Origin of the sequence: Micromonospora sp. CA-248089 (assembly GCF_050948515.1) — a bacterium.
Lineage (GTDB): Bacteria > Actinomycetota > Actinomycetes > Mycobacteriales > Micromonosporaceae > Micromonospora.
On sequence record NZ_CP192016.1, the window covers coordinates 3,940,425 to 3,951,376 of the forward strand.

8 protein-coding genes are annotated in these 10,952 nt (G+C 72.5%); 2 read left to right on the forward strand and 6 right to left on the reverse strand.

Annotated features, from left to right (window positions below):
- Window positions 1-11 precede the first annotated feature (11 nt).
- The 6 genes from eccCa to ACQP26_RS18690 all read right to left on the reverse strand — a co-directional run bounded on the left by eccCa (window position 12) and on the right by ACQP26_RS18690 (window position 9,385).
- Window positions 12-3,971, reverse strand: coding sequence for a type VII secretion protein EccCa (gene eccCa / locus ACQP26_RS18665; RefSeq protein WP_433493510.1), 3,960 nt, complete (start codon window positions 3,969-3,971; stop codon window positions 12-14).
- Complete coding sequence (locus ACQP26_RS18670) at window positions 3,968-4,366, reverse strand: hypothetical protein (RefSeq protein ID WP_269705430.1); 399 nt, start codon at window positions 4,364-4,366, stop codon at window positions 3,968-3,970. Before ACQP26_RS18670 ends, eccCa begins: the two co-directional genes overlap by 4 nt.
- Window positions 4,367-4,368: 2 nt before the next feature.
- On the reverse strand, window positions 4,369-7,701 hold the full coding sequence (locus ACQP26_RS18675) for a hypothetical protein (protein ID WP_433493511.1): 3,333 nt from the start codon (window positions 7,699-7,701) through the stop codon (window positions 4,369-4,371).
- A 42-nt stretch (window positions 7,702-7,743) separates the two neighbouring features.
- Entirely contained in the window at window positions 7,744-8,592 is an 849-nt protein-coding gene (locus ACQP26_RS18680) for a hypothetical protein (protein WP_433493512.1), read from the reverse strand.
- Window positions 8,593-8,724: 132 nt separating this feature from the next.
- Complete coding sequence (locus ACQP26_RS18685; protein WP_269705427.1) at window positions 8,725-9,027, reverse strand: WXG100 family type VII secretion target; 303 nt, start codon at window positions 9,025-9,027, stop codon at window positions 8,725-8,727.
- A gap of 37 nt (window positions 9,028-9,064) precedes the next feature.
- Entirely contained in the window at window positions 9,065-9,385 is a 321-nt protein-coding gene (locus ACQP26_RS18690) for a WXG100 family type VII secretion target (RefSeq protein WP_091416604.1), read from the reverse strand.
- Between the two features lie 252 nt (window positions 9,386-9,637).
- Between ACQP26_RS18690 and ACQP26_RS18695 the strand changes: the two genes are divergently transcribed.
- The gene (locus tag ACQP26_RS18695) at window positions 9,638-10,048 is read left to right on the forward strand and encodes a YbaB/EbfC family nucleoid-associated protein (protein WP_262015029.1); all 411 of its coding nucleotides are present in this window, start codon (window positions 9,638-9,640) and stop codon (window positions 10,046-10,048) included.
- On the forward strand, window positions 10,045-10,941 hold the full coding sequence (locus ACQP26_RS18700; RefSeq protein ID WP_433493513.1) for a WXG100 family type VII secretion target: 897 nt from the start codon (window positions 10,045-10,047) through the stop codon (window positions 10,939-10,941). The genes ACQP26_RS18695 and ACQP26_RS18700 overlap by 4 nt, the downstream gene beginning before the upstream one ends.
- The last annotated feature ends 11 nt before the right edge of the window (window positions 10,942-10,952 follow it).

Below are 10,952 nucleotides of genomic sequence, written 5' to 3' on the forward strand. Positions count from 1 at the left end.
GCGAGCCTCTCTCATCGGGCCGTGTCCGACACGAAACCGGTCTGCATCAGGCGTACGCCGCGCCGGGTGACGAGCTGGGCGCGTCCGGGCGGCAGTTGGCGGGGCTTCGCCTCGCCGAGGAACTTGCCCTCCTCCTTGGGGTAGGAGAAGAGCGTCGCGGGCGTGCCCAGCTCCCACATCCGCCGGATCACCGGGTCCATCATGGCCCGCATCGCGCCGGAGGTGCTCCGCGCGACGATCACGTGCAGGCCGATGTAGGCGCCCTGGGCCAGCAACGGCAGGAGCGGGTCGAGCGTCGAGCCCATCCCGGTGCTCTTGGTCATCAGGTCGTAGTCGTCGACGATGACGAACAGCTCCGGCCCCTCCCACCAGTCGCGCTTGCGCATCCGCTCGGACGACACGTCCGCGCCGGGCATCCGCCGGTTCATCGAGACCGACGCCTGGCCGGCCAGCTCGTGCATCTTGTCGCCGGTGAAAGCGAAGCCCACCTGGTACGCGGCGCCGATCGCGGTGTCCAGGTCGCGGCGCGAGTCGCCGAGCACGACCTTCGCCCGCTCCGGCGGGTAGTGCTGCTGGATGGACCGCAGGACGAGCCGGAGCAGGTTGGTCTTGCCGGTCTCGCTGTCGCCGAGCACCAGCATGTGCGGGGTGGTCATGAAGTCGTGCCAGACCGGGGCGAGACGCTGCTCGTCCTGGCCGATGACGAACTTGAAGTCGGACTCGGGCGGCGGCAGTGTCTCGACCATCAGGTGCGCCGGGAGCATCCGTACCGGTGGGGCGGCCGGGCCGGGCCAGAACGTGCCGATCTCCTCGACCACCGACTTGGTCGCCTCGGCCAGGTCGCTCACCTCGGAGCTGCCGTCCATCCGGGGCAGCGCGGCCAGGAAGTGCAGCGCGCCGTCGGTGAGGCCGCGGCCGACCTGGTTGGGGACGGTGGCGGCCTTGCGGGAGCCGTGCTCGGACTCCATCGCGTCGCCGAGCCGCAGCTCCAGCTTCGTGCCCAGCAGGTCCCGCATCCAGGTACGCAGCTCCGACCAGCGGGTCGCGGTGACGATCACGTGCACGCCGAAGGACAGGCCGCGCGAGGCGAGCTCCTGGAACTTCTGCTCCAGCTCCTGGAAGTCCTGCTTCATCGTGTACCAGCCGTCGATGACCAGGAAGACGTGCCCGAAGCCGTCGTCGATCACCCCGTCCGCGACCCTGGCGAGGTAGCTGGACATGGAGTCGAGGCCGTGCCGCGCGAACTCGGCCTCGCGCTTCTCCATGACCTGGAGGACCTCCTCGACCGTCCGGACGACGCGGTCGCGTTCCATCCGGGTGGCGATCGAGCCGACGTGCGGCAGACCGGCGATCGAGGCGAGGCCACCGCCGCCGAAGTCGAGGCCGTAGAACTGCACCTCGCGTGGCGTGTTCGCCAGCGACAGCGCCAGGATCAGGCTCCGCAGCAGCGTCGACTTGCCGCTCTGCGGGGCGCCTGCGATGCCGACGTGGCCGTCGGCGCCGCCGAGGTCGACCACCAGCAGCTCACGGAGCTGCTCGGCGGGCCGGTCCACCACACCCACCGGAACCCGCAGGCCGCCCTGGACGGCCGGGTCGTCGATGGTCATGCCGCGTACCGGGTCCGGCAGCACGCTCGGCATGAGCGAGTCCAGGCTCGGCGCGCTGGACAGCGGCGGCAGCCAGACCTGACGGGCCGGCGGGCCCGAACCGGCGAGCCGGTCCAGCAGCACCTCGACCAGGCTCGGCCCGTTCGCGTCGGCGGCGGGCTCCTCGACCTGCTCGGCCGGGCGCTCCGGCCCGGGGTCGTGGCGCACCGCCACCTGACGGGTGGTGAACGGCACCACGTCCGCGGTGGGCTCGTCCCCGGCGTCCGCGACGCCGCCGCGGCGTCCACTCCCGGTGTACGCGCCGGAGACGTACGCCGCCTTGAAGCGCACCAGGTTCGTGGTGTCCACCTTGAGGTAGCCGTTGCCCGGCTCGGGCGGCAGCTCGTACGCGGCGCCCACGCCGATCACCGACCGCGACTCCATCGAGGAGAACGTGCGCAGCGCCAGCCGGTACGACAGGTGCCCCTCGACCCGGTTGATCCGGCCCTCGTCCAGGCGCTGGGAGGCGAGCAGCAGGTGCACGCCGAGCGACCGGCCGAGCCGGCCGATGGACACGAACAGGTCCATGAACTCGCTCTTGCTCGACAGCAGCTCGCTGAACTCGTCCACGATGATCAGCAGCACCGGGAAGGGCACGAGCTGGGCGCCGTTGCCGCGCGCCTTCTCGTAGTCGAACAGCGAGGCGTATCCGCTGGCGCGCAGCATCTCCTGCCGCCGGGTCATCTCGCCGTTGAGCGCGTCCTGCATCCGGTCGACGAGCGGCAGCTCGTCGGCCAGGTTGGTGATCACCGCCGAGGTGTGCGGCAGCTTGTCCATGCCGAGGAAGGTGGCGCCGCCCTTGAAGTCGACGAGCACCAGGTTGAGGATCTCCGAGCTGTGCGTCGCGGCCAGGCCGCAGACGAGGGTACGCAGCAGCTCCGACTTGCCCGAGCCGGTGGCGCCGATGAGCAGGCCGTGCGGTCCCATGCCGCCCTGCGCGGACTCCTTCAGGTCCAGCTCGATGACCTCACCCTCCTCGGTGACGCCGATCGGCACCATGAGGCGGTTGCGCTGCGGCGTCCGGGTCCGCCACAGGGCCTGCACGTCGAAGGTCATCGCGTCGCGGATGCCCAGCAGCGTGGTCAGCTCGAAGCTGGTGTCCAGCGGCTCGTCGGAGACATCGAGCGTGCCGCTGGTCCGCTTCGGCGCGATGATCCGGGCGAGGGCCTCGCACTGGGTCTGGTCCAGACCGTCGCGCCGGGCCGTCCCGGTCGTGGCGCCGGCCGGGAACTCCACGGTGTCGTCGGTGACTGTCAGCCGCAGCACCTTGGGGCCGCCGGGCATCGCGCCGGTGAGATCGAGCAGCACCACGTTGCGGATGCCCGCGCCGAGCAGGCGGGAGCTGTCCGGCAGGTCCACCAGGTGCGCGACGATCACCAGGAGCGGCTCGCCGGTGGTCGGCTTGACGGCCCGGTCGTGGTCGCCCCGGTCGGTGATCTCGGGGCCCAGCAGGTCCATCAGCGCGTCGTGGCTGCCGGCGAACATCCGGACCGGGCCGGCCGCGTCGTACGCGGTGGGGTGCGCGTTGTGCGGCAGCCACTTGACCCACTCCCACGGGCCCCGGTGCACCTCGGCGGCGAGGACCGCGATCCGCAGCTCGTCCGGGGCGTGGAAGGTGGCCAGCTGCGCCACCATGGCGCGGGCCAGATCGATCGCCGGGTCGATCGCGCCCTCGAACTCGACGCTGGTGAAGCTCGGCAGGCCGACCGAGGTGGGGATGCCGGACACCGTCCGGTACGCCTCGGAGAACCGCCGCAGCGAGATCGACGACAGCGGTTCGAGGTCCTCGATCGGTTTGGTGGACGGCGGGTTGAACTTCAGCATCGCGGTCTGCCGGCCGAGACCGATGCGGACCCGGCCGAAGTCGTCGTGGCTGGGCCGGCGTTCCCACAGCCGGCTGCCCATCGCGATCGACCACAGCCAGCCCGGCTGCGGGTTGTTCCACAGCACGTGCCGGCGTTGCTGGTCGGCGGCCTCGCGGGCCTGCTTGCGCAGCTGCCCGATGTAGCGCAGGAAGTCGCGCCGCTCGCCGCGCATCTTGCGTTTGCGCTCGGCGGCCGCCCGGCCGATCTGCATGACGCCCATGAGCAGCATGCCGCCGGCCATCGCGCCGCCCATCACGTACATGATCGGGGTGCGGTTGTAGAGGCCGAACATGGCGAGCATCGCGCCCATGCCGAGGCCCATCGGCACGACCATCGCGAACGAGCGGAAGTCGAGCGGGGCCTCCTCCGCCATCAGCGGCGGCTCCTGCAGCTCGATCGAGCCTTCCGGCGCCTCCGGGCCCGCCGCGCGGGGCGGGCGCTTGACGGTGACCGTACTCATCCGAGCGTCCCCGCGTCGGCGCCGTCGCCGCCCCAGACGGTGCGCTCCTGGCGCAGCAGCTTCACCGCGTAGCGGTCGTTGCGGTAGCGCTCGGCCACCTTGACGTCGTCGTCCTCCTCGGCCTGGCGTTTCTTCTCCTTCTTCGCCCGCTCCTCCTCGTCCTTGCGGAGCCGCGCCTGCTCGGCCCAGAACGCCTCGGCGCGGGCGGACGCCTCCTTCTCCTCCTCGGCGAGCGACGCGGTGAACTCCGCGTCGCTGACGCCGGGCTCGCCGCAGCGGCGCATCTTCTCCAGGTCGACGCTGAAGAAGTCCAACGTGCCGTCGGCCGGCCGGGGCGCCTTCGCGGGCGCGACCCGCCGCCACACGGCGCGCGGGCGCTGCGGTGTCTCCGACATGGTCACCCTTCCCTGCCGTCGTCGGTGGACGTGCCGGTCAGCCAGTCCGCGTCGCTGAGGTCGTCCCAGCCCGTCGTGTCGTCCGGATCGTCGTCCGGGCGGACGAGAGGAACGTGGTCGTCGGCCGCCGGCGCGGTACGGCCGCCGCCCCAGACGGCGTCGTCCTCGCGCAGCCCGGCGGCGGGCTCCCGGCCGGCGCCGGGTTCGCTGTCGTCGTCGCGGTCGGAGGGACGCCGGACCGTGCCGGCCCGGGCCGGGTCGTCGGGGTCCGCGCCGGCCGTCGCGCGGCCGGACGTCTGCGGTCCGGAACCGGCGAGTCCGGCCACGGCGGCGGCACCGGCCAGACCGAGCGCGCCGGGGACCGCGACCGCCACCTCGCCCTCGGCCACGACCGCGGCCACGCCGGCCTTCCGGTGCGTCCCCTCCGGACTGCCGCCTCCCGGCGACGCCGGCTGGTTCGCCTGCGCGGACGGGTTCGGCTGTGCCGGCTGGTTCGGCGCGGCTGCCTGGGCGGGTGGGTTCGCCACCGGGCCGGGTTGGGCGGGCAGGCCCGGCTGGCCGGGCAGGCCCGGCTGGCCCACGATCACCGGAGCCGCCACGACACCGCCGACCACCGGCTCCGCCGGAGGCGACGCGACGGCTGGAGGCGGCGCAACAGCCGTTGGTGGCGCAACAGCCGTGGGTGGTGCGACGGCCGCGGGCTGCTCGGCCCGCGGCGGCGGTTCCACCGCCGGGGACAGGTCGACCACGGTCGGCACCTCCACCGCCGTCGGCGGTGCGATCACCTCGGGTACGGGCGCACCCGGCGACGTACCGCCGATGCCGGACACGGGCGCGGCCGGGACCTCCGGCGCGGCCGGTTCCTCGGCGGCGGCCTCCGGCACGCCCGGATCCGGGCCGGCGGGCGGACCGTCCGGGCCCGGTTGCGAGTCCGGCACGCCGGTGACCGGTGCGGAGCCGTCGAGTCCCGCGCCACCGGCCGCCGTGCCGCCGCCCGTCTCCGGCCCGCCGTCCCCCGGTCCGGCCGGAGTCCAGTCGGCCCCGTCCGTCCGGATCAGACCGGACGCGTCGGGCGCGGTCCGGGGTGTGGTGCCGGCGGGCGCGTTGCTGCCCGGCGGGCCGGCCATCGGCGGCACCACATCGGCCGTCGGCGGCGTCGCACCGGTGCTCGGCGACACGGCAGGCGCGGAGTGGGTCGGCTCCCCAAGCCCGGCGCCGCCGGTGTCCACCCCCGTCGGCGCGTGCGGTGTGCCGGTATCGGGGGTCGACGGACGCCAGTCGTCGAGGTCGGCCTGGATCAGCCCGGAGGCGTCGGGAGCGTCCGGGACACCGCCGCCGGGCGTGCCCGCACCGGCACCCGGCGCACCCGGCGCTCCGGGCATCATCGGCATGGCGGGGCCGGTCGGCGTCGCCACCGGCGAGTCGACGCCCGGAACCACGGGCGGGGCGGCGGGGATCTGTGGGCCGTCGACGCCGAGCCCGTCACCACCGGCCGGCGCACCGCCCGACCCGTCCGGTACACCCGCGTCCACGCCCACCGGTCCCCAGGTCTCCGGGTCGCCGCTGACGAGTCCCCGGGCGTCGGGCGACTCGGCCCCGCCGGGATTGTTCGCGCCGCCCGCGGGCCCCGGCATGCCGGGCATGGGCGGCATGCCCGCACCGAGCCCGGCGCCGCCGGACGAGGCGCCGGCCGGCGCGCCGGGGACCTGCACGCCGTCGAACCCGGGTGACCGCCAGTCCGCCTCGTCGCCCTCCACCAGGCCCTTGGCGTCCGGGGCCTCGGGGACACCGGATCCGCCGCCGGCACCGGCACCGGGAGCGCCCGCGCCGGGCATGCCCGGCATCATCGGCGACTGGAAGCCGCCGCCGCCGGGCACGGCGCCGCCGGGGGCGGCCGGGATGTCCACACCGTCGACGGCACCGGGGACGAAGTCGTCGCTGTTGCCGAGCAGCCCGTTCGCGTCCGGCTTCTCCGGCAGGCTCGGGCTACCGCCCGCGCCGGGGCCGGCGCCGCCGGGTGAGCCGAAGCCGGGGACGCCCGGCGCGGTGAAGCCGCCGCCGGGGGTGCCGATGCCGCCCACGCCCGCCCCGGGTTTCAGTCCGCCCACGGTGCCCGGTCCGGAGAACGACGGCGGCTTGACCGAACCGGCGCCGCCCGCACCCCCGCCGAGGTTGGCCGAGCCGGGCGGCTTGATGCCCGGCGGTACGACACCGGGGACGAAGCCGCCCGGTAGTCCGCCACCGCCCGGGAAACCGGCTCCCCCCGGCCCGTTGATGCCCGGGGCGTCGAAGCCGGGCAGCCCGCTGCCACCGCCCCCGCCGCCGGGCGCGGGGCCACCGATCTCACCGGGACCCGAGAACGCCGGCGGGGTGATTCCTCCCGGCCCCTGGCCGGGACCCGGGCCACCGATGCCGGCCAGGTTCGGCGGGGTGATCGTGGGCACCGTGATGTTCGACGGCGCGCTGACGGCCGGCGTGGTGATGCCGCCGATGTGCGGCGTGGTGAAGCCCGGCGGGGTGAGCCCCGGCGGGGTCGTGAACGTCGGCGTCGTGAAGGTCGGCGACGGGATCGGCGGGCCCGTCGGCACGTTGACGCTTGGCGTGGGCATGCTGACCGTGGACGTCGCCGCCTTGTCGGTGGTCATCCGGTACTTCTCGGCGACCGTGTGGACGACATCGGCCATCTGCCGGGCCATCGGCTTCTCGTACTCGGTGCCGCTGATCGGCACCGGGCCGTCGCCGCTGCCGACGCCGTTCTGGGAGGCGATCGTCGCCCAGGCGCCGTCCAGGTAGGCGATCGTCTGCTGGGCCCAGGAGAGGTGGTTGGCGGCGTCGTAGAGCTGCGACGGAAGCGAGGTGACGTTCGTCGACGAGTTGATGTCGTTGGACACCGTGGTGGAGTCCGGAACCGCGCCGCCGGCCAGGTGCTCTGCCTGCTTGCCGAGCAGGTCGGCGTAGTAGTTCATCTTGTCGCGGAACCCGTTGGCCGCCGGCCCCTTCCACGCCTTGTCGTCGCCGACCATCGAGGTGACAGCGGTACGGATGGTCTGTTCGAGCCAGATCAGCAGGTCCTGGGTCGCCTGGAAGGCCTGCGCGGTCTCGACGACGGACCGGACACTCACCAGCGTTTCGGCGTGGTCCCGCCCGCTCTGGGTGGTCAGCGCGGCGCCGCCGTTCACCGCGGCCTCGAGCTTCCGCCAGCCCCGGGTCTCGTTCGCCCAGGTCTGGTAGTCGTACAGGTCGCTGACGGGGACCGTCTTCGGTGGGAAGGTGGCCGCCTCCTCCGCGGGGTCGTTCCACCCGTCGAGCTTGCTGTCACCGAGACCGTTGCCCATGCCCTGTCCCTCTTCGCGAGCGGCGAGACCTGTTCGCCCGCGTCAGTTTCCGTCGGTCTTGACGACCTTCTGGCCGTAGGTCTTCAGGTTGTCCAGGCCGTTGAAGGAGTCACCCATGATCTCGCTGAGCTTGTCGGTGGTGAGCGCGTTGAGCTCTTCGAGGTTCTCGTACTCCGTGGCCATCTTCAGCAGGGCGGTCTGCACCGCGAGCAGGGCGGTGTTCATGTTGACGAGCATGTCCTTCATGTCGCCCTTGACGCCGCCGTCCTGGGCCGTCGCCCCGACGATCGCCTGCCGCAGCACCTCGGCCCGGGCGAAGGCGCCGGGCCGCGGGTCGATCGCGCTCAGCTTGTCGGCCGTGGTGAGCAGGATGTTCCCGGCACCGGTGATGCTGCCCAGCACGTCCTCCGCGAACCACTTCAGGGCGGCGGTGTTGACCGCCACGCCACTGGTCGAGGCGGTGTCACCCTTGAACGTCGGGTCGATCGCCGGCGGCTTGAAGCCCGAGTTCTTCGGAGTCTTCGACTCGTCGATCCAGTCGGACTGGTCGGTGAACGCGGGCGGCTTCACGTTCGACGGGTCGGTGATCCGGTCCTTGTACGTCTTGACGAGGTTCTTCCAGCCGTCGGTGTCGAGGATGTTCTTGTCGTACCACTCGCGAGCTTCGATCCACTCCGGATGCTCGGCGCGGACCTGGTTCTTCCACCCCTCCAGGTTCACACCCGTGCCGTACCGGCTGTTCCTGCCGTGCTCGTGGTAGTAGGCCATCCAGGAGTCGTACGCCGCCTGGGTGGTCCCCTCCGGCTTCCCGATCACGGCGTCGCCCATGCCGTAGGCGTTCATCGCGCTGATGGCTTTGTCGTTGGGGTATCCCCAGTCAATGCGGGCCAAGGAGCTCACTCCACTCGGGTGTCGACGGCGGAACGATGGCACAGACCCCAGCGGCCCGGGTCGTCTGGCGCACCGGGCCGGGGACGGACGACGCCGGCCGCCACGCCGCGTCCGCGGCGGCCGTCCGGCGGGTCAGCCGCCGCGGACGTCGTTCCAGATCATGGCGTGACGCTGCTCGGTGGTGCCGTAGTTGTCCGAGATCTGCAGCAGAGTCTGGCGGGCCTGCTCCAGGTAGGCGACCATCGAGTCGGCCGCCTGGTTCCAGGCCAGCTTTGAGACCTTGTACTGCTCCTGGGCGGCACCGGTCCACTGGGCGAGGCTGGCCTCGACCGTCTGCTCCATCGCCTCCAGCGACGACTGGATCTGGCCGTTGATGCGGTTCATGTCGGTCAGCACGGCGTCTGCCTGCACGAAGTCGAAGGTGTAGTTGGACATGTCGGTCCTCTCGGGAGATCGGGGGTCGGGGTGCGGCTCAGATGCCCGGCAGGGCCGCGCCGAAGGAGTTGGCCACGCTCGACGCCTCGTCCTCGGCCGTCTGGTAGCCCTTGGTGGTGACACCCATGACCTCGAGCATGTTGAGCAGCTCGTTGATCACCCGCTGGAAGGCGTTCTCCCAGTTGTCCATGGCCTGGTTGAATCCCTGCGACGCCTGGCCGGTCCAGGAGGAGATCAGGATGGCCATCTGCCCGTTGACCGCGCGCAGCTGGCCGGTGAATTCGGTGGCCTTGTCGGAGAACTCCTGGGCAGCCCGCTGCATACCCTCTTCGGTGGTGCTGACGATCGGCATCGTCACGGTCGGACTCCTCGTGTCAGGGAAAGGTGGCAGGGAAGAGTGTTGATCCGCGGCCGTGCCCGGCGGCAACCCGGTCGCGCCACCATGTCCGAACGTCACCAAACATTGCACGGCAGCGCCCCCGGAACGGGCGGCGCCGGCCGACAGCCCGGGAAGAGTGGTTGCACTTTCATGCACTGATCCCCGGCCGGAGTTCCGGCGCGACCGCGGCGGCGTCTTCACTGGACGGCGACGTCGAGGGAGTGGTCCGTCGTGAACTACAGCGAGCGCATCGAAGGCCTGTTCCAGGAGTACGAGCGACAGCGCAACAGCCTCGCCGAGATGCAGGCCCGGATGAGCGCCCTCTCGGCCACCGCGACGTCACCGCGGCGCGAGGTGAGCGTGACCGTCGGCCAGAACGGCGTGCTGACCGACATCCAGTTCCCCTCCGGCGCCCACAAGCGGCTCACCACCGCCGACCTGACCCGGCTCATCCTGGACACCTACGCCGACGCCAAGGAACAGGTCATGAACCAGGCGGCCGAGGTGCTGGCGCCGGTGCTGCCGGACGGCCTCGACGCCCACAAGCTGGTCCGGGGCCAGGCCGGGGCCGACGCGTTCCTGCCCAAGGAGCCCCGCATGGTCACGAGCGTGCGGGAACTCCTGACCCGGGGGCCCGAATGATCAGCGACAATCCCGGCGGGCGCCTGTGGGTCGACCCGGACGGCGTGGAAGGGCTCGGCAAGGCGTACGAGGCGCACGTCCTGCTCTACGAGTCCTACCTCGCCCAGCTGACCGCCCTGCGCGCCCGGTACGCCAACGCCTGGGGCGACGACGACATGGGCGAGCAGTTCTCCACGAAGTTCCTCGAGGGCATGGACAACCTCGAAGCGATCATCGGCGGCGTCAAGGGCACCCTGCGCTACACCGCCCAGGGCCTCACCGAGAGCGGCCGGGCGTACCGGGAGGCCGACGAGGCCGCCCTGGACGTCAGCCGGAAGATGGCGAAGGACTTCGACGACCTGGACCGCCCCCCGTACACGACGCGGGCGGCGGTCACGAACCCGGCGCTGGAGCCCGCCGCGGAGGGTGAGCCGCGCCGGCAACATCTGCTGTCCCGCCGCCTGGCGGTCGGCGAGCCGGTCGCCGAACCGGTCGGCGAGCGGGCCCGGCTCGCCCCACGGCAGTACGGCACCCCGATGCTGCCGCTGGAGCCCGCCGAGGCGCCGACCCCGCTCATCGCCGCCCACCCGGCGATCTCGTCCTACTTCACGGGTCCGGAGTACGCGACCGCGCACGTCGGCGGCCGGCCGCTGCCCGAGGGGTACCGGCTGATCGCGCTCAACCCGTTCGAGGACGGCACCACCCGGGTGGACGCGAACCTCTACGACTCGATCACCCCACTTGCCGGCACACCCGTGACCACGCCGGACGGCCGGGCGATCGATCCCGGGCAGGGCCGGTTCTTCGTCGTCAAAGAGAACCCGGCCGTGGACCCCACCGCGCCCGGCTACCAGCCGCTGTACCTGAGCTACGCGCCCGACGGCACGCCCACGCCGATCGTCCCCGGCGCCTGAGCCACCCACCT

Bases quoted from the DNA above. Each gene is read 5' to 3' on its own strand.
- eccCa (WP_433493510.1), bottom strand. From the start codon at position 3,971: ATGAGTACGGTCACCGTCAAGCGCCCGCCCCGCGCGGCGGGCCCGGAG.
- ACQP26_RS18670 (WP_269705430.1), bottom strand. From the start codon at position 4,366: ATGTCGGAGACACCGCAGCGCCCGCGCGCCGTGTGGCGGCGGGTCGCG.
- ACQP26_RS18675 (WP_433493511.1), bottom strand. From the start codon at position 7,701: ATGGGCAACGGTCTCGGTGACAGCAAGCTCGACGGGTGGAACGACCCC.
- ACQP26_RS18685 (WP_269705427.1), bottom strand. From the start codon at position 9,027: ATGTCCAACTACACCTTCGACTTCGTGCAGGCAGACGCCGTGCTGACC.
- ACQP26_RS18700 (WP_433493513.1), top strand. From the start codon at position 10,045: ATGATCAGCGACAATCCCGGCGGGCGCCTGTGGGTCGACCCGGACGGC.